An 18,027-nucleotide genomic window follows, 5' to 3' on the forward strand; every position below is an offset into this window, starting at 1 on the left:
GGAGCGAGCCTGCTCGCGAAGGCGCTACATCAGTCACTTATTGCATTGACTGAACGGACGCTTTCGCGAGCAGGCTCGCTCCCACAGGGTTTGGGGGTGGATGCAGGTTCAAGTGCATCCACCACGGGCCATTGGATCAGCCTTTTTCGTCGATCCCGGCTTGCAGGGTCTGGGTGTCCAGATGCCCGCTGAGGGTGACCGGACCGACTTTCAGGTTGCCGTTTTCCAGGGAAACCTTCGGTGCGTTTTCCTCGGTTTTATGCGGCAGATCCAAGCCCGCTTTCACACCGTAGTCACGGTTGCTCAGATCAGTGCTGCTGACCTTCGAACCACCCAGATCGACCTGCCCTTGCGTCGCCGAAATCCGCGCGCCGGTCAGTTGTGTCGCGCCGCCAACTGCGAGGCTCACGCCTTGGCTGGCATTGATCCCGGACGCCTGCGCCACGCTGTCCTTGTGCGCATACTCACCCTGCGCTTTCAGTGTCGGTTTGTAATCAGTGCCGGCGAGCTTCTCTTTATCGCTCGGTGGATTTTTCTTCGCAGTCAGGCCCAGATCGACATCGACCTTGGCGTGGTTGCTCGCGTCCTGACGGCTTTCGACGCTCAGATCACCCGCGACCTTGCCGCTGACAGTTTTAGCGTCGATCCGCGCACCCGCCAGCTGTACATCTCCACCGCTGTTCAGCACCACGCCGTCAGCCTTGATCTGGCTGTTCTGCTGCGTGCTGCCTTGCAAGTAATCCACACCGACTTTCGCCCCGGCATTGAAACCGTGATCGCTGCTGGCCTTCTCATCCTCGGCGGTCGGGGTTTTGCTGCTCAGGTTGCCGCCGGCATTCAGCGCGACATTCCAGTTATTGCGGTTGTCAGTGGACTGTGCCGACTCCTGCACGTAACCGCCCTTCTGCGCATCAATGCTGACGTTCGGTGCGCTGACTTGCGTGCCCTGCAGATGAATCGAGTCACCGCTCAGCGCGATGCCGTTCTGACTGTTGAGCTGGCCACCGCTGAGGGTTTTCGAATCCTCGTTGACCCGACCGATATTGAAATTGCCGCTCAGATTACCGCCCTGATCACGGCTCTTCTCGCTGCTGGTTTTGCTGCCGCCACCCTTCAAGCCGCCGCCGAGGTTGCTGCCGGTGGCGGTGTGGGTATCGGTGGCTGCTTGCAGATCAAGTTTGCCGTCGGCGTGCAGATCGATGCCGCCCGCACTGTCGATTTTCGTGCCTTGCTGCAGCTGATTGCCGCCGCTGCTCAACTGCACCGGGCCGTTGCCGCTGATGCTCGCAACGTGAGCCTGGGTGTCAGCACTCTGCTTGCCGGTGTGATCGAGCTGGAAACCGGCGCCGAGGTCGACGTTGGTGCCATCGGTACCCGGCAAGGTGCCGACCGTCAGCGAGCCATTGCCGCGCAGACTACTGTCATTGCTGCTCTGCCGGTCGTTGGCCTGATTCAGCGCCAGATCGCCGCCAGTCTTGATGCTTACACCGCCCTGCCCGCCGTCGAAACGGCTGCCTGCGAACTGCGCATCACCGCCGACCTTGATGTTCACACCCTGGCTGCCGGCATAAGCGCCGACCACGGCGGTGGAACTGTCCTTGCTCGACGCACTGCTGCCACCCGCGCCGCTGCCGGCGACGTTCACGTCTTCACCGGTCTTGGTGTAGACGCGCACATCGACCTTGGCATCCACCGCGTTGGCGCTGCTGTTGTGCGTGTTGCTCGCGGCATCGGCAAGCAGTTGGTCTGCGCTGATGTTCACTTGGCCGGCACTGGCGTTGTATTGCGTGCCTTGGTCGTGCAGCGTGCCAGTGGTCTTCACATCGACAGTGCCGCCATCAAAACGGCTGACTACGGCGTTGTGGTTTTGCTCGGTTTTGCTGGCGCTGCCGTGACCGACTGCGACGTCGATACCAACGTTCGGCTGACCTATATTGGCCAGTGCGTCCTTGTCCGGCACCTTGCCGTTGAGCACATCCTTGACCGCGCCTGCGATCGGCCGAGCAATGTCTTTGTATTCGACGTTGGCGCCGATGTCCGCCGACCAGTTGCTGTCGTTGTGCGTGCTGCTTTCGCTGTTGCTGGCGGCACGGTTGTCGATCTCGTTGGCGGCGACGTTCAGACCGTCGCCAGCCTTGAGTTGCGCACCTTCAGTCGCGAGTTTGTCGGCATTGATCGTCAGGCTGCCGCTGCTCTGGACGCTGCTGGTTTGCGCGGTAGTTTTACTGGTCGAATCCTGCGCCGTGCTGTGGGCGAAATCGACGCCACTGCCGGCACGGTCGAGGCCGCCGGTGTAGTAGAAACCACCGCCGGTGCTGGAGGTGTCGGTGGAGGTTTGGTGACTGTCGGCTTCGGCCAGCAACGATACATTTTTACCGCTCAACGTCGTGTCGCCAGCGGTGGATTTCACTTCCGTGCCTTTGAGCGTGACGTCACCGCCCGCCTTCACCTGCACACTGCCGCCGCTGAGGCTGGAGCCTTGTTGAGTGACGTCGTTGCTAGTGACGGTTTGCTGTTTGTCTTCGTAGTGAATCCCGGCGCGATATTGCTCCGGCGTTTGCTCTTTGGCGTACGCATCGAAGCCACGGGTTTGCGTGGTGTCAGTGCTGTCATGAGTGTTCTGCGCAGCATGCACATTGACGTCACCCACCGCGTCGGCTGTCAGCGCGCCGTCAGCCTTGACCGTCGAACCCGCCACTTCAATGTCCTTGGCGCTTTTGAGCTTGAGGTTGCTGTCAGACACCAACTCACTGCGCACAGTGCTGCTGTCTTGGCTGTTCTGCCGCGACTCGTCCTTGCTGATGCCGAAGAACTTGCTGTCCTTGTCGTGGTGGTTGCTGTGCGAGGTGTCCTGCACGCCGTCGATGACCAACGAACCCTTGTCGCTGATCACACTGGCATCGCTGCCGCCACGCACCTGGCTGCCGCTGATGCGCACATCGTCAGCCTTGACGATCAGTTTGCCGGCGGCGTTGATTTTGCTGCCTTGATGCTGGGTCCTGCCCTTGTCGGCATCGCCGGTCTTGCCGAAGAAACCACCGCCGACCAAGTCACCGGAATAACGGTTGTCATTGCTGCGATTGGCCCGAGTTGCGGTGGTGATTTCCACCTGTTTGCCAGCCAGTTGCACATCGCCGGCGCTGCTCAGCTCGGCGCCTTCGGTGCGCAAAAGTGCGGCGGTTTGCAGGGCGATATTGCCGGCCTTCAACTGGCTGGTGACGCTGCGCTGCTCTTCGCTGCTGCTGTTCCAGTCGGCTTTCCACAGGTGCTTGCGGTGGTTGCCTTGATCGGTTTGCGTGTGGCTTTCAGTGGCGGCGGTCAGGCGCAGATCGCCGCCGCTTTGCACGTCGAGATTGTTCGCTGCTTCGACTTTGGCGGCTTTCAGTTCGGTGTCTTTGCCGGACGACAGTTTGGCGTCGCGGCTGGCGATAATCTGGCTGCCATGCTGACGCGATTCACTGTCGGTCTGGGTACGATCGTAGGTTTCCCAGGTGATGCCGATGGTGCTGTTGTTCCAGTTTTCACGCTTTTCCTGAAGCTTGCGGCTTTCGACCGTCGACAGGGTCAGGTTGCGTTTGGCGTCGAGTGTGACATCACGAGCGTTGACATCAGTGGCGGCCAGAGTCAGGTCCTTGCCGCTGTGCAAAGCGACGTCGCCCTGACTGCTGCGAATACCGGCGCGGGTCACGTCGAGGCTGTTGGCCACGGCTTCACCGCTGACACTCAAGTCACCGGCCGAGCGAATCTGCACGCCGTCACGCCCGGCCACTTGCACCGCGCCAACCCGCACGCCTGCACCTTCGGCGGTGCTGACAATATTGATACGGCCGGCCTGCATCGCGCCAAACAGGCTGGCGTCGATGCGCTGATCGGAAGTATTGCCCGATGGATCGACGTTGCTCACCTGACCGCTGGCGTAATCAACCTGATTGCGCCCGGCCGTGAGGTTCAACTGATCGCGTGCCGTGATCGCGCCCTGGCTGTCGATACGCGGCGCAATCAGGTTGATCGAGCCCTCGCCGTTGCGCAGGCCACCGCTGTGAATCTGCAACTGACCACTGGCGTCGCGGGTATTCAGGCTTTGCAGTTTGCCGTCATTCAATTCCGGACGACCGACCACGAGATTGGCGTTCGGTGTATTGATGAAACTGCCGCCGTTGACCGAGATGCCGTTAGGGTTGGCCAGCACGTAATCGGCGGGCCGGCCGAAGATTTCCTGCGCGCCATTGATGGCGGACGGGTTGCGGCTGATCACTTCGTTGAGGATCACGCTCGCCGCCTGGCCTTGCAGTTGCGGGTTGGCCGCCAGTTGCCCGGCCAGTTGCGATTGCCCGGCCTGCAAGGCGTTGTTCAGCACCAGGCCCTGACGGTCGACGTTGTAGTCGAGGAACTGGTTGTGCGACAGGCCCGAACCGTTGGGCGCGACGATGTTGACGATGGGCACACCGCCCTGGGTCTGCAATTGCGCGGTGCCGCCGGGTCCCGGGGCGACCACGACGCCGCCGGCCATCGCGCTCGGCAGGTGCACGGCGAAGAACAGGCTGGCAATCGCCCAGCGCAATTTGCCCCGAGGCGAAAGATGAAATGCAAAGGTGTGTGCTGGCATAAAAACGTCTCCATGTGAGTACGGCATCACGTTGCGCGTTTAGTCTTGGCCGTGGCTGACGCGCTCAGATCCGACGGCTGTTTGTTCACTGCTTTGTTCACTGCTTTGTTCAGATTTGCAGGCCCACGCGCATCAGCCAGGTTTCAGGCTCGTGCTGCAGACCGTTCGGGGTGTTGAGGGCGCGTTGGTAATCGACGTCCACTTGCAGATTCTTCCAGCCCAGATTCACGCCGACACTGGCGCCACTCAGGCGTTGGCCCTGCGCGCCGTGATCGGCCTTGATCCAGCCGTGGTCGAGGCCCACGCGCGGGGTGATCTGCAGCGGCCATTCGCTGCGCAGCGGCAGGCGCAAGGTGTTGCGCCAGATCGCGCCGCTGGCGCCGGAGGCACTGCTGACCCGGTAGCCACGCACCGCCGAATCGTCGGTGCCGAGCAACTGTTCAATCGCTGGCAGCGGGTCCGGGCTGTACTGCAAATTGAGTTGGCTCTGCCACTGCCAGGCCTGCGCGCCGAACTGACCGTTGCGCCACTGGCTGAGGCCGGCGCGGTACTTGCGGAACTGCGCCTTGGGCAGGTTGTTGATCTGCTGCTGCGAGTCATCGTCGGCGCCGAGCCAGCGCAGGCCCTGGGCGTAATTGACGTCGAGGTTCCACACCGCGCGGTCGAGCCAGAACAGATTGAGCCCGGCTTCGGCCACGGTCAGGGTCGGGCTTTGAATGCCGAGGCGAACGTCTTGCAGATAGCTGTCGACATCCTTGTGCGCCAGTTGCAAGTTGGCGCTGAGCTGACGGCTCTGGTCGCGCCACAACACACGGTCGGCGCGCAGACTGACCTGATCGGTGATGCCGGTGTTGTGAAAAGTCACGCTCGGCAGTTTGAACGGCGCGCGGTATTCGGCGTGGCTGGCGAACACGCTGTAGGTCCAGTAGCCGTAAGGAATCGCGTAGTACAGGCTGGCATTGCGGCTGTAGCGGTCGCCCTGATTGAGCGTGTCGCTGGCGCTGAGGCTCAGCAGATCGTTGAGTTGCAACGGGCTGTCGAGACTGAGGCTGACGGTGTCGCGATCACGTCCGGTGCTGGCGCTGCCGAGATTGTCGATCCCGGCGTTCAAGGCCCAGCGCGAATGCGCGGAAGTGCGCGAACGCAGAATGATCCGCGAGGCGCCGGGCTGGCTGCCGGGGGCGATGTCGGCGGTAAGATCGATCGAGCGCAGGCGATTGAGTTGATCAAGGCCCTGCTCCAGATCGCGCAGGTTCAGCGGCTCGCCGAGCATGTTCGGAAACGCGCCACCGAGGGAAACCGGCAGACTTTGATCGGCCAGTTCAATGGACTCGATGTAGCCTTCGTCAACACGGATATCCAGCGACTGCCCCGCTGCCGGTGCGCTGAGCAGATACGGGCGGCTGGCGATGTAGCCCTTGTCGACGTAGCTCGCGGTGATAGTCGCCAGCAGATGATTGATCTGGCCGACACCCATGCAAGGCGCCAGCAGCGGTTTGATTCGCGCGTTGAGTTTGTCGCTGTCGATCAGCGTGACGCCGCCGATGCGCGCGCCGCTCAACGGCCAGCAACGTTCATCGGGAGCAACCGCTTGCGGCATGGCCGGAGTGATCGGCGTCGGGCCGAATGCACCGCGCTGCAATTGCCGTTTTCTTTGCTCAAATTGCAGTTGTTGCAGATCGCGTTGTTGCTGTTGCTGTTGGCGCAGCACTTCCTGACCCGGCGCGGCAGGTTCGGCCGCTTCATTCGAGGAGGCACAGACACTCAACACAAAGGCCGACAGCAGCGGGCAAAGCGCGGAACGACGGCGGAAAACAGCGCGAAACGGATACGGCACGCAACATCCTTGCGATCATAAAATGGCGTAATGCCATGTCATCAATGATCGTGATAGTCGGAGCCCTCCTACACAAATGCAAGACGCTTCCTACAGCGCTTACATTTCTTAAACAATTGCTTTGCCTGACTTTATTGTCAGCAGCAAGGCCACGGCACTGCACGCTATCAGGGTTTCCCCGAGGGCTTGAAACCAGCCCGCGAGCATCAGCCCTGTGCCGATCAGCAAGTAATACATCAAACCCAACAACGCCCCGGCGGTGCCCAGTCGATCAGCGTAATCGGCCAGTGCCGAACCGAGAACGTTGGGGATCGCCAAGCCAAACGCCAACACCACCAGCAACATCGGCAGGACAAACGCGACACTGTTCTGCAGCGACCACACGCCCACACCACCGAGCAACGCGGTGCCACCCGCGAGGCGAATCAACTGCAATGCCTTGAACCCGGCCGTCAATAAACGCCGGTTGAACCATGCTCCAAAACCTGAGCCCAGCGCGAGGATCACGCCGCTGTAACCGAACACACTGGCGTCCACCTCCAGCCGCTGAAACATGAACGGAGCGAGGCTGTAATAACTGAACAACGCCACGTTGAACGAGGCGATCCACAGCGCCGAGCGCCAGATTCCCGGGTCACGCAGCATGCGCCCAAGGGTTTCGAACAAACCGACATGGCCGGTTGGCGCTGTCCGGGTTTCCGCCAGGGTGTAGCAGCTCCACAGCCACAACAGCGTTGCCAGTAACAGCAACGCGCCAAGCACACCGCGATAACCGAAAGCCTGAACCAGACTGGCCCCCGTGAACAAGCCAATCGCCGGACTGGCCGCCAGCGCGATGCCCACCAACGAAAACACCTGGGCCAGTTCGGCGCCCTTGAAGCGGTCGCGCAACACGGTTTGCGTAACCACCGAGCCCACCGCCGCACCGAACGCCGCCAACATCTGCGCCAGTAACAAGCCGTTGAAACTGCTGACCCGCAGGCCGAAAAGCGTGGCAATTGCATAGGTTGCCAAGCCCGCGAGCATCGCCGGGCGCCGACCGATGCGATCACACAAACGCCCCCACACCACTACCCCGACGGCAAACGCGAGGAAATACACCGACAACGTCTGCGCCGCCGCTTGCGGGCCAACGTTAAACACACGCCCGATATCGCCGAGCGCCGGGCTGTAAAGGGTTTGTGCGATCTGCGGAAACATCAGCAGCGCAATCGCCAGCCACAGGAAATGTCTGTTGTTCATTGTTCATCACTCCTCGCATTAAGCCGCCGAGGAGTTTAAGAATCGGTGAGTGGCGTATTATCCGAATCCTGCCAATTTATCGATGAAATCGGACAACCCATGGCTTGGCTCGACGCCCACGCAACCTTTGACGCTGATCGCTTTCAGGCACCGGTGATCGGTATCGCCTCGACCCTGGGTGATCACGACTCCGGTTTGCACCGTCATCAACGCGGGCAACTGCTGTACACGCGACAAGGCTGCACGCGAATTACCCTGGCGCAGCAATTGTGTCTGCTGCCGCCGTCGCGGGCCGCGTGGATTCCGCCAGGGGTCAGCCATCGCGCGGTGATGCAGCAGAGTGTCGATTACCGCTCCATCTACTTGATTCCCGAACTGTGCGCTGCACTGCCGCAGCAGGTCTGCGTGATCGAAGTCAGCCCGTTGTTGCGTGCGGTGCTGGAACCGATGGCGCTGGCGGATTTCGCCAGCGATTGGCAGCAAGGCAAATTTGCCCACTTGCTCGGCCTGTGCCTGAGCGAAATCGCTGACGCGGCGCAGCAACCGACGCTGTTGCCGTTACCTCAGGACAAGCGCCTGGCACCACTGCTGAAAACGCCCGAACGTCTGCCTCCGGAGCTGCAAGTGCTGGAGCAGCAGATCGGCGCCAGCAGCCGCACCATTGGGCGAATTTTCCAGCGCGAAACCGGCATGAGTTATCAGCAATGGCGCCAGCAGTGGCGCTTGATGCGCGCGATGGAATTGCTCGCCACCGGACGCAGCCTGAGTTACTGCGCTTTCGAAACGGGTTTTGCCAGCGACAGCGCCTTCATCGCCTTCTTCAAATCCATGACCGGCCACACACCGGGCCACTGGCTCAAGTGAACAACTGACGATCGGCGCCAGAAATCATTTGCGACTAAATATTACCTGCGTCATATTACAGCCGTAATAACGACCCGTTCACGCAGGTAACCCGCCATGACCAGCATGCCCACCCTCGAACCTGTTGTGGTGAAGACCAAGCCGCCCCTGCTTAGACGATTGCTGCTTGCCGGCGCCGGATTGCTCGCGCTGATCTTCGCCGGCGTGTACGCCGTGCATTGGTGGGGCGCCGGGCGTTTTCTCGAAGAAACCGACGATGCCTATATTGGTGGCGATGTCACGGTGATCGGGCCGAAAGTCGCCGGTTACATCGATGAAGTGCTGGTCAGCGACAACCAGCCTGTGAAGGCCGGCGATGTGTTGATCCGTCTCGACGCCCGTGACTATCGCGCCAACCTCGCCAAGGCCGAAGGTGCCGTCGCCGCCGAAGAAGCGCTGCTGGCCAACCTCGACGCCACCGAACAACTGCAACAAGCGGTGATCGGCCAGGCCCGCGCCGGCATCGACGCCGCCGGCGCAGAAACCGCGCGTTCGCGGGATGACAACGCGCGCTACAAACGCTTGGTGACCACCAATGCTGTGTCCGTGGAAAGCGCACAACGCGCCGACGCCACCTTCAAAACCGCACAAGCCCTGAGCGCCCGCGCCCAGGCCGAACTGCTTGCCGCGCAACGCCAACTGGCGGTGATCGACACCCAAAAACAACAGGCCCGCGCCGCCCTCCAGCAAGCCCGCGCCGAACGTGATCTGGCGCAGTTGAATGTCGGCTACACCGAACTTCGCGCGCCGGTCGATGGAGTGATCGGCAATCGCCGCGCACGGGTCGGCGCCTATGCCCAGGCCGGTTCACAGCAGTTGTCAGTGGTGCCGGCCAGCGGTTTGTGGGTCGATGCCAACTTCAAGGAAGACCAACTGGCGCGGATGAAACCCGGGCAACGTGTGAGCATCCGCGCCGACGTGCTGTCCGGTCAGGAATTCCACGGTCGCCTCGACAGCCTCGCCCCCGCCACTGGTTCGCAATTCAGTGTGCTGCCGCCGGAAAACGCCACCGGCAACTTCACCAAAATCGTCCAGCGTGTGCCAGTACGAATCCTCCTCGACCCGGCTGATGGCGTGCTCGGTCACTTGCGTCCGGGCCTGTCGGTAACGGCGGAAGTCGACACCCGCGCGCAACCGGAAACCAGCGCCGTGGCCGTCGCGCCATGAGCACCGCCCTCGCCGCCCCTGCACAGCCATTCAACGCGGCGGACATGGCGACCGCGACCAAGGTATTCGCCTTCGCAACCATGTGCATTGGCATGTTCATCGCGCTGCTGGATATCCAGATCGTCTCGGCGTCGCTGCGCGATATCGGCGGTGGACTCTCCGCCGGCACCGACGAAACCGCGTGGGTGCAGACCAGTTACCTGATCGCCGAAATCATCGTGATTCCGCTGTCGGGCTGGCTGTCACGGGTGTTCTCGACGCGTTGGTTGTTCTGCGCTTCGGCGGTCGGTTTCACCCTCGCCAGCCTGCTCTGCGGCATGGCCTGGAACATCCAGAGCATGATCGCCTTCCGCGCCCTGCAAGGTTTTCTCGGCGGCTCGATGATTCCGCTGGTGTTTACTACGGCGTTCTTTTTCTTCACCGGTAAACAGCGGGTGATCGCTGCGGCGACCATCGGTGCGGTCGCGTCATTGGCACCGACATTAGGGCCGGTGATCGGTGGCTGGATCACTGATATTTCCTCGTGGCACTGGTTGTTCTACATCAACCTGGTGCCGGGGATTTTCGTTGCCGTAGCGGTGCCGATGCTGGTGAAAATCGACCAACCGGAATTGTCCCTGCTCAAAGGCGCGGACTATCTGAGCATGGTCTTTCTCGCGCTGTTTCTCGGCTGTCTGGAATACACCCTCGAAGAAGGTCCGCGCTGGAACTGGTTCAGCGACCAGACCATTCTGACCACGGCGTGGATCAGTGGGCTGGCGGGATTGGCGTTCATTGGCCGCACCTTGCACGTGGCCAATCCGATCGTCGATCTGCGTGCTTTGAAGGATCGCAATTTCGCCCTCGGCTGCTTCTTCTCGTTCGTTACTGGCATTGGTCTGTTCGCAACGATCTACCTGACGCCGCTGTTCCTCGGCCGGGTGCGCGGCTACAGCGCGCTGGACATTGGTCTGGCGGTTTTCTCCACTGGCGTGTTCCAGATCATGGCGATTCCGCTGTATGCCTTTCTGGCCAATCGCGTCGATCTGCGCTGGATCATGATGGTCGGTCTGGGTTTGTTTGCGGTGTCGATGTGGGAGTTCAGCCCGATCACCCACGACTGGGGTGCCGGCGAGTTGATGCTGCCGCAAGCGTTGCGCGGGATTGCCCAGCAACTGGCGGTGCCGCCGGCGGTGACGTTGACCTTGGGTGGGTTGGCGCCGGCACGTTTGAAGCATGCGTCGGGGCTGTTCAATCTGATGCGCAATCTTGGCGGGGCGATTGGTATTGCGGCGTGCGCGACCATTCTCAATGACCGCACCAACCTGCACTTCACGCGATTGGCCGAGCATCTGAACAGCAGCAATGAAGCGATGAATCAGTGGCTGGCGCAGGTCGGCGGCAACCTGGCGAATCTGGGCCAGAGCGGCGACGTCGGCGTCACCGCCAGCCTGCGCCAGTTGTGGTTGCTGACTTACCGCGAGGCGCAAACCCAGACCTACGGCGACACGTTTTTGATGATCGGCGTGTGCTTCGTCATCGCCACCGCGATGGTGCCCTTGATGCGCAAGGTGCAACCACCGGCGGCGCCGAGTGCGGATGGGCATTGATCCCTATTTTTGCAGACATCCACTTCCCCCTGTAGGAGTGAGCCTGCTCGCGATAGCGGTGTGTTAGCGAAGCAAATGTCGACTGACACATCGCCATCGCGAGCAGGCTCACTCCTACAGGGATTTGTGTGTGTTTACTCAGGCTTGTGGGGTTTTGCGGAATCCCACGGCCAAACGATTCCAGCTGTTGATCGTGCTGATCGCCACGGTCAGGTCGACCATTTCTTTCGGCGTGAACTGCGCCGCGACCACTTCGTAATCTTCATCCGGCGCGTGGGTCAGGCTCAGTTGCGTCAGCGATTCAGTCCACAGCAACGCAGCGCGTTCACGGTCGCTGAAGAACGGCGCTTCACGCCATGCCGTCACCGCGAACAAACGGCGCGGAGTTTCGCCACCCTTGATCGCATCGGTGGTGTGCATGTCGATGCAGAACGCGCAGCCGTTGATTTGCGAAGCGCGCAGCTTGACCAGTTCGATCAGGTTTTTTTCCAGCGGCAGTTTGGACACCGCGGTTTCCAGCGCGATCATCGCTTTCAGGGCATCTGGGGAGGCGGTGTAGAAATCGGTACGAGGTTGCATGGTGGCTCCGGGCAGCAAGTGAATGTGTGGCTACGTTAGCCCTCACGCCCGGTTCGACAAATAGCCAATATTCCAGAAGATCAGGAGGCCACTTCGGTTTTCCCGGCTGACCACTCGTCAGCCAATCGGCACCAAGGGTTCTGCGCATCAGACCAATATCAGGTACATGCCCTTTCTGGAGACCGATCATGATCACGCGCAAACTCACCTCGTTACTGCTCGCCGGCCTGCTGGTCACGGCATCGGCCGCCAGCTTCGCCGCCAACGATGGCGCTGACGCCACCGGCACCAAATCCGGAGGCCCGACCAGCACCACCACGCCGCCAGACAACACCCCGGGCGCGCCTTCGGGGGGTAGCGGTTCTTCGGGTATGGGATCCGGGACCGGCACCAATGGCGGGGCCAGCGGTTCCGGTTCCGGGGCTGGCGGCGGAACAGGTTCGGCGGGTGGCGGGACTGGCGGTGCGGGCGGTGGCACCGGCGGCTGAACGAACAAGAGCCATCCCAAATAAGCACGCTATCCAATGTAGGAGTGAGCCTGCTCGCGATGGCGGTTTGTCAGTTATGCAACTGTGTGCTGACACACCGACATCGCGAGCAGGCTCACTCCTACAGGGTACAACGTGTAGTTCAGCGATCAGAGCGCATCAGTTCGGCCAGGCCGCTGTCCAGCGACAACACTGCCGCGCGATTGCGCCCGGCATTTTTCGCCTGATACAGCGCCGCATCGGCGCGCTGGATAAACACTTCCGGGCTGTCATTGCCGCTCGGGATAAACGAATAACAGCCCAGACTCACCGTCAGATACCCGGTTGGCGAGCCGCTGTGGATGATGTGCTTGTCGATCACGCTGCGGCGGATCTGCCCGGCAATCGCCAGCGCGCCGTTGATATCGGTGTCCGGCAACAGCACCGCAAACTCCTCGCCACCGTAGCGTACCGCCAGATCGGACTTGCGCTGGCAGCACGTCTGCAGCACTTGGGCGACCTGCGTCAGACAATGATCGCCAGCGACATGACCATAGGCATCGTTGTAGCGTTTGAAGAAATCGATATCGAGCATGATCAGACTGACCGGACTGACCTGCCGCGCGCCACGAGCGAATTCAACCTCCAGCGAACGCTCGAACAAACGTCGATTGGCCAGCCCGGTCAGGCTGTCATGGGTCGCGATCTGCTCCAGCGTACGCTGGGCCTTGCGCAGGTTTTTTTCGATCCGTTCACCATCGCGCACCTGATGAATGAACACCCAGCCAAACAGGCCGATGCCGAGAATCACCAAGGCGACGATCACACTCGACTGGAATGCGCGTGCGTACCAGCCGTCGAGAATCGTGTCGCGCGAGGTCGCCGCCGACACCACCAACGGATACGCCGACAAGCGTCGATAGCCGTACAAACGCACCACGCCATCGACCACCGAGTTGATCATCGCCGTGCCGGCCGCCGCCTCAGGCAGTAACGTGCGATAAATCCGCCCTTGCGCCAGCGAGGTGCCGATCAGGTTTTCATCAAACGGACGGCGGGCGAGCAAGGTGCCGTCGCTCAGACCGAGAAACATGATGCCTTGGTCATCGAGGCTGAAACTTTCGAAGAAGCGGTCAAAGTACGACATCTTGATCCCGGCCAGCAGCACACCCTGGAAATTGCCGGCGTGATCATTGACGCGTTTGGAAATCGGGATGATCCACTCGCCGTTTTCACGGCTGCGAATCGCCGGGCCGATGTGCGCCAGCGTCGAGGCGTTCTGCTGGTGAAACTTGAAGTACTCGCGATCGGCCACGCCATTGCCACGGGGCAGATCGGCAAACGAGGTAATCACCCATTGGCCTTCGCGATCGAACAGGAACACCCCGTGCAACTGATCGAGTTGCTGCACCCGTCGGGCAAAAGTTCTTTGTAAACGCGGTTTCTGCGCGGCGCCGTAGCCGTCGTCCTGAATCCAGTCAACCAGGCTGGTCATCACCAGATCGGCGGCGAGAAAGGTGTCCTCGGCCTGCTGCGCCATGGCCCGGGTCAGGTTGCTCGACGCCATTTTCGCCACCGCCAGATCCTGGCGTCGCGACTGCTCCAGTTGCAGGTAGAGCAAACCGGACAGGCACAACCCCACCGCAACGATAAACAGCACCGCCGCTTTGCGCAGCGGCAGGCGTTTAAGGGTGCCTCCGGGGGCCTGATGCGGATCGTGAATAGGGATAGGCAAAAGCAAGTCCTGGGCAGGTACGACAAGGGCGCCAGCGGGGAAACCCTTATGTTTGTGAGCGTAGCCCACCGGAATCTACGGGGCAAACGTCCCGCTTCCGCCCAGGTATATCGGCGCACAACGAGTTTGGATGATCGCTGTTCGCCGATTTATTTTCGATTGCCTCTTTCGGGTTAGTCAGTTGTGAAGGGCCAGGCGCCGCATCGCACTGTGCAAATGCGCCCGCGCACTTTGCGGGTCGCCCTCGCGCATCTGCTCATAGGCCCGTTGCGCAATGGCGTGGGGCAGCGGTTTCAATTGCCGTTGCGTGGCCATCGCCAGCAGTTGCACCTGGGCGGCGCGCTCCAGGTAATAGAGGTCGTCCCAGGCTTCGGCGATGGTCGGGGCGGCGACGATCACGCCGTGGTTTTTCAGGAACAGAATGTCGGCGTCGCCCATGACCCCGGCGATACGGTCGCCTTCGGACGCGTCCAGCGCCAGGCCGTTGTAGTCCTCATCCACCGCCGTGCGCCCGTAGAACTTCAGTGCGGTTTGCCCCAGCCACAACAGCGGCGGACCTTGCAGCAGACACAGCGCCGTGGCGTGGGGCATGTGGGTGTGGAAGGCGACTTTCACCCGTGGCAGCTGTTGGTGCAGGCGCGCGTGGATATAAAACGCCGTGGCTTCCGGTTGGCCTTTGCCTTCAACCACGTTGCCGTCAAAGTCGCAGACCAGCAGATTCTGCGCGGTCACTTCGGCGAAGGCATAGCCGTAGGGATTGACCAGAAACAGATCGTCATGCCCCGGCAGCATCGCCGAAAAGTGATTGCAAATGCCCTCCTCCAGGCCATGCAGCGCGGCCAGTTGAAAGCACGCCGCCAGCTCGGTGCGCGCGGTGATGATCGCCTCGCTGTCGAGGTTCAGCGCTGTCAGGCGTGAGGCCCGCGCACTGGCAGTCAGGGTGTGAGCCATGACGATTCTCCGTTACCAACCAAGGGATTTGAACAGCGGCAACACTTGATCGAGGCGGTTGAGGATTGCGTCGGGGCGATAGTCCGGCAGTAACTGGCGACCGGTGCCGCGATCGATCCACACACAGCGAAAGCCCATGTCCCGCGCGGCCGTGTGGTCGAGCATCGGGCTGGCGCAGATGTGCACCACTTCTGCGCGGCTGACGCCCAACTGCTCATGAGCGTAGTCGAACAGCCGTGGCGCCGGTTTGTAGGCGCCGGCCTGTTGCGCGGTGATCACCCGGTCGATGTGCCCGCCGAGTTGCGCGACGTTGCCGGCGATGATGTCGTCGTCGGTGTTGGACACGATGCACAGTTTGAAACCCATGTTTTTCAATTCACGCAGGGTCTCGACCACCTCGGCAAACGGCGGCATTTTCGGGATGGCGGCGGCCAGACGCTGGCTGTCGCCGGGCAGGCTGGGCAAGCCCAATTCTTCCAGGGCCATTTGCAGGCCGAGGGTGCTCAGCTCGCGGAAAGAGCGGTGTGGCGGCGTTTGTTCGAGGCGATGTTCATGGCGATCATAGACTTCAATCAGATGAGCGACATCGACCTGATGCTCGCCCTTCTCACTGAGGATTTCGCCGACCACAGCTTTAAGGCCTTCGTCCCATTGAATCAACGTGCCGTAGCAATCGAAGGTCAGCCACTGCGGGCGCGGGGTGTGAGTCATTGTCATTGGTCGAATCCTCCGTCGTGAGGACTTCAGCTTATGAGTGCCCGGTGATAGTGTGAAATTAAATAAATAGCCAATCGTCAGTTGAAAAACCACTATCGAGAGCACCGCCATGCTGGACCTGGAATTGCTGAAAACCTTTGTCTGCGTGGTCGACGAAGGCAGCTTCACCCGCGCCGCCGATCGCGTGCACCGCACCCAATCGACGGTCAGCCAGCAGGTACGCAAACTCGAAGACCTCGTCGGCCACGCCCTGCTGCTGCGCGACCGTACCGGGTTGAATGTCGCCGTCACCGAGCACGGCGAATTGTTGATTCACTACGCGCGCCGTTTGCTCGCGCTGTCCGCCGAAGCCACTGAAGCCTTGGCCAGCGACCTCGACCTGGAAATCCTGCGTATCGGCATGCCGGAAGACTTCGACGCGCGGCGCATGGCGCTGATTCTCGCCGGCTTCACCCGCAGCCATCCGCAAGCACGGTTGGAAACCCTCAGCGGCATGAGCCTCGATCTGCGCCAGCGCCTCGATGCCGGCGACATCGACATCGCCCTGATCAAACGCGAACCCGACAGCGGCCCGGCGTGGGCGACCTGGCCGGAGCGGCTGGTGTGGGTCAAAGGCGCGGAGTTCGATTCGTCCACCGGCGTGCTGCCGTTGGCGTTGTTTCCGCAGGGCTGCCTTTATCGGCAGCGCGCCATTCGTTTACTCGATGTTGCCCAGCGACCTTGGCGGGTGGCGTTCGGCAGTCACAGCCTGACCGGGATTCAAGCGGCAGTGGCATCGGGGTTGGGGGTGTCCGTGCTGCCGGTGTCGGCGGTGTTGCCTGAGCATCAGGTGTGTACGGATTTGCCGGAACTCGCGCCGACGGAATTGGCGTTGGTTAGCCGTGATGGGGTTTTGAGTGGGTTGCAGCGTGGGTTGGTGGAGTTTTTGCGTGGGGAGTTGGGGGTGGATGCGGGGGAATTTGCCTGAAATCCCCCCGTTTTTATCATTGGGGTTTATTGATTTCCCGCAGCAGATCTGCGACGGGAATGTTCATGGTGTTTGAGTAGTAGGGTTTGTAGCCGTAGGCGGTGACGACGACTTTGCAGGGGATTTGTTGTTTGTTGGCGAGAAGGTGGTTCAGCTCTGACGCTGACAGATCTCTCTCCGTACTTCGGTCGCTGGAGGTTTCAGTGATAAATGTACTGGTTGAAAAGGAGAATTTGGAACTGCCGCTTTCGCGTATATCAGAATTCACCAGCCCCACCGCAGAAAACTGAATAGCTTTGCCAACCGAAAAATCGTGGTCATCCGCTAACGCGCACCTCAATGTCCCCGAAGCCATCCCTTGCCTTTCGCCTCGGCCAAACAGGTTCAGAACATCCACATCGGATTGATATTTGATGACATATAAAAGGGAACTCGACCTATCTACAGACACATAACTCAAATTTGCCGGAGGCTGTAAATGGTCCTTTGCACATCCCGAACAGACAGCCAGAACCACACAAAGGAAAAACCTGTACATCACGGAAACTCCTTCATGATTGAATCAAATAGCAAGTCACTTGCAGACTTACCACCAGCGATTGGGGCGTTTAGCAATCCCAGTGCGTTGGCATGATTCGTGTCGACATTTACGTTAAGTGACGGTCCGCAGGAGATAATCCATTTTTCCCCGAAGTCCGCGACCCCGTCTGATGGGTCTCTCTTGGAAGGTGTTGCCTTGATATTGATCCAATCAACCGAAACTGGCGCGGGACGTTCGCGATAAATGTCTGAGCCCAGCCACACCAAAGCCCCTTCACCCACAGGATCCAGAGTGATCAGCATCTGAACCTTGTAACCCCAATCCGACATTATTTTGGACAGGTGCGCACCATTCCAGCCGCCGAGGCTATGGCCGACGATATAGACGGGACAGCTTTTATACGGAATAAGGCTTAGCACGTGCCGTTGAATGTCCTGCTTTCCTCTGACTTCGTTGTAACCCAACCATTCCGATTTATATTTCCCTTCTCCCTTTAGTGTCTCGGTGCGCCTATCAAATGCGAGTCGGGCATCCTGGATGTTTTCATAAGGCCCCGAAAAATAATAACTCTCCTTATCTCCCGCACCTCCGATAAAAACCACAATCGCCTTGGTACTCTCCACCGGCACAGGCTTGTCACTGACATCCTTCTTATCCGTCAGCGCATGTTCCTTGTGCAGCCTGTAATTGTTGCCCTTCGCGCACGTTACCGTTTCAGCAGCCATG

The 18,027-nt window shown here is 60.5% G+C and carries 14 protein-coding genes; 5 read left to right on the forward strand and 9 right to left on the reverse strand.

What is annotated here, in order from left to right; genetic code table 11:
* Positions 1 to 136: 136 nt before the first annotated feature.
* From AC5SEM_RS15790 to AC5SEM_RS15800, 3 genes are all read right to left on the reverse strand, one after another.
* Positions 137 to 4,606 carry a hemagglutinin repeat-containing protein gene (locus AC5SEM_RS15790; protein ID WP_495470766.1) on the reverse strand — a complete coding sequence of 1,490 codons (4,470 nt, stop codon included), beginning with the start codon at positions 4,604 to 4,606 and terminating at the stop codon, positions 137 to 139.
* 109 nt (positions 4,607 to 4,715) lie between these two features.
* The gene (locus AC5SEM_RS15795; protein ID WP_495470767.1) at positions 4,716 to 6,443 is read right to left on the reverse strand and encodes a ShlB/FhaC/HecB family hemolysin secretion/activation protein; all 1,728 of its coding nucleotides are present in this window, start codon (positions 6,441 to 6,443) and stop codon (positions 4,716 to 4,718) included.
* 108 nt (positions 6,444 to 6,551) lie between these two features.
* Positions 6,552 to 7,685 (reverse strand): MFS transporter, encoded by a 1,134-nt coding sequence (locus AC5SEM_RS15800; RefSeq protein WP_495470768.1) that lies wholly within the window; start codon positions 7,683 to 7,685, stop codon positions 6,552 to 6,554.
* 99 nt (positions 7,686 to 7,784) lie between these two features.
* Between AC5SEM_RS15800 and AC5SEM_RS15805 the strand changes: the two genes are divergently transcribed.
* The 3 genes from AC5SEM_RS15805 to AC5SEM_RS15815 all read left to right on the forward strand — a co-directional run bounded on the left by AC5SEM_RS15805 (position 7,785) and on the right by AC5SEM_RS15815 (position 11,344).
* The gene (locus AC5SEM_RS15805; RefSeq protein ID WP_495470769.1) at positions 7,785 to 8,549 is read left to right on the forward strand and encodes an AraC family transcriptional regulator; all 765 of its coding nucleotides are present in this window, start codon (positions 7,785 to 7,787) and stop codon (positions 8,547 to 8,549) included.
* A 96-nt stretch (positions 8,550 to 8,645) separates the two neighbouring features.
* Complete coding sequence (locus tag AC5SEM_RS15810; protein ID WP_495470770.1) at positions 8,646 to 9,755, forward strand: HlyD family secretion protein; 1,110 nt, start codon at positions 8,646 to 8,648, stop codon at positions 9,753 to 9,755.
* Entirely contained in the window at positions 9,752 to 11,344 is a 1,593-nt protein-coding gene (locus tag AC5SEM_RS15815; protein WP_495470771.1) for a DHA2 family efflux MFS transporter permease subunit, read from the forward strand. The genes AC5SEM_RS15810 and AC5SEM_RS15815 overlap by 4 nt, the downstream gene beginning before the upstream one ends.
* A 138-nt stretch (positions 11,345 to 11,482) precedes the next feature.
* On the opposite strand, the gene AC5SEM_RS15820 is transcribed toward AC5SEM_RS15815, so the two are convergent.
* Complete coding sequence (locus AC5SEM_RS15820; RefSeq protein WP_495470772.1) at positions 11,483 to 11,923, reverse strand: carboxymuconolactone decarboxylase family protein; 441 nt, start codon at positions 11,921 to 11,923, stop codon at positions 11,483 to 11,485.
* A 188-nt stretch (positions 11,924 to 12,111) separates the two neighbouring features.
* Here AC5SEM_RS15820 and AC5SEM_RS15825 point away from each other — a divergent pair, with 188 nt between their 5' ends.
* Positions 12,112 to 12,411 carry a hypothetical protein gene (locus AC5SEM_RS15825; protein ID WP_495470773.1) on the forward strand — a complete coding sequence of 100 codons (300 nt, stop codon included), beginning with the start codon at positions 12,112 to 12,114 and terminating at the stop codon, positions 12,409 to 12,411.
* A gap of 142 nt (positions 12,412 to 12,553) precedes the next feature.
* On the opposite strand, the gene AC5SEM_RS15830 is transcribed toward AC5SEM_RS15825, so the two are convergent.
* The 3 genes from AC5SEM_RS15830 to AC5SEM_RS15840 form a co-directional block, all read right to left on the reverse strand.
* A complete protein-coding gene (locus AC5SEM_RS15830) occupies positions 12,554 to 14,125 on the reverse strand; it encodes a sensor domain-containing diguanylate cyclase (protein WP_495470774.1) in 1,572 nt (523 codons plus the stop codon).
* A 177-nt stretch (positions 14,126 to 14,302) separates the two neighbouring features.
* Complete coding sequence (locus AC5SEM_RS15835; RefSeq protein WP_123595098.1) at positions 14,303 to 15,076, reverse strand: aldolase; 774 nt, start codon at positions 15,074 to 15,076, stop codon at positions 14,303 to 14,305.
* A 12-nt stretch (positions 15,077 to 15,088) separates the two neighbouring features.
* Positions 15,089 to 15,793, reverse strand: coding sequence for a haloacid dehalogenase type II (locus AC5SEM_RS15840; protein WP_116030696.1), 705 nt, complete (start codon positions 15,791 to 15,793; stop codon positions 15,089 to 15,091).
* 109 nt (positions 15,794 to 15,902) lie between these two features.
* On the opposite strand from AC5SEM_RS15840, the gene AC5SEM_RS15845 reads away from it, so the two are divergent.
* Positions 15,903 to 16,760 carry a LysR substrate-binding domain-containing protein gene (locus AC5SEM_RS15845; protein WP_116030697.1) on the forward strand — a complete coding sequence of 286 codons (858 nt, stop codon included), beginning with the start codon at positions 15,903 to 15,905 and terminating at the stop codon, positions 16,758 to 16,760.
* Positions 16,761 to 16,776: 16 nt separating this feature from the next.
* Here AC5SEM_RS15845 and AC5SEM_RS15850 read toward each other — a convergent pair whose 3' ends face one another.
* Together AC5SEM_RS15850 and AC5SEM_RS15855 are read right to left on the reverse strand one after the other, a co-directional pair.
* Positions 16,777 to 17,298 (reverse strand): hypothetical protein, encoded by a 522-nt coding sequence (locus AC5SEM_RS15850; RefSeq protein ID WP_137218726.1) that lies wholly within the window; start codon positions 17,296 to 17,298, stop codon positions 16,777 to 16,779.
* Positions 17,298 to 18,026, reverse strand: coding sequence for an alpha/beta hydrolase (locus AC5SEM_RS15855; RefSeq protein WP_137218725.1), 729 nt, complete (start codon positions 18,024 to 18,026; stop codon positions 17,298 to 17,300). Before AC5SEM_RS15855 ends, AC5SEM_RS15850 begins: the two co-directional genes overlap by 1 nt.
* Position 18,027: the final 1 nt, after the last annotated feature.

Source organism: Pseudomonas sp. CH61, from assembly GCF_059429415.1.

Bases quoted from the DNA above. Each gene is read 5' to 3' on its own strand.
- AC5SEM_RS15825 (WP_495470773.1), top strand. From the start codon at position 12,112: ATGATCACGCGCAAACTCACCTCGTTACTGCTCGCCGGCCTGCTGGTC.
- AC5SEM_RS15840 (WP_116030696.1), bottom strand. From the start codon at position 15,793: ATGACAATGACTCACACCCCGCGCCCGCAGTGGCTGACCTTCGATTGC.
- AC5SEM_RS15845 (WP_116030697.1), top strand. From the start codon at position 15,903: ATGCTGGACCTGGAATTGCTGAAAACCTTTGTCTGCGTGGTCGACGAA.
- AC5SEM_RS15820 (WP_495470772.1), bottom strand. From the start codon at position 11,923: ATGCAACCTCGTACCGATTTCTACACCGCCTCCCCAGATGCCCTGAAA.
- AC5SEM_RS15850 (WP_137218726.1), bottom strand. From the start codon at position 17,298: ATGTACAGGTTTTTCCTTTGTGTGGTTCTGGCTGTCTGTTCGGGATGT.
- AC5SEM_RS15800 (WP_495470768.1), bottom strand. From the start codon at position 7,685: ATGAACAACAGACATTTCCTGTGGCTGGCGATTGCGCTGCTGATGTTT.
- AC5SEM_RS15810 (WP_495470770.1), top strand. From the start codon at position 8,646: ATGACCAGCATGCCCACCCTCGAACCTGTTGTGGTGAAGACCAAGCCG.
- AC5SEM_RS15805 (WP_495470769.1), top strand. From the start codon at position 7,785: ATGGCTTGGCTCGACGCCCACGCAACCTTTGACGCTGATCGCTTTCAG.
- AC5SEM_RS15815 (WP_495470771.1), top strand. From the start codon at position 9,752: ATGAGCACCGCCCTCGCCGCCCCTGCACAGCCATTCAACGCGGCGGAC.
- AC5SEM_RS15835 (WP_123595098.1), bottom strand. From the start codon at position 15,076: ATGGCTCACACCCTGACTGCCAGTGCGCGGGCCTCACGCCTGACAGCG.
- AC5SEM_RS15790 (WP_495470766.1), bottom strand. From the start codon at position 4,606: ATGCCAGCACACACCTTTGCATTTCATCTTTCGCCTCGGGGCAAATTG.
- AC5SEM_RS15855 (WP_137218725.1), bottom strand. From the start codon at position 18,026: ATGGCTGCTGAAACGGTAACGTGCGCGAAGGGCAACAATTACAGGCTG.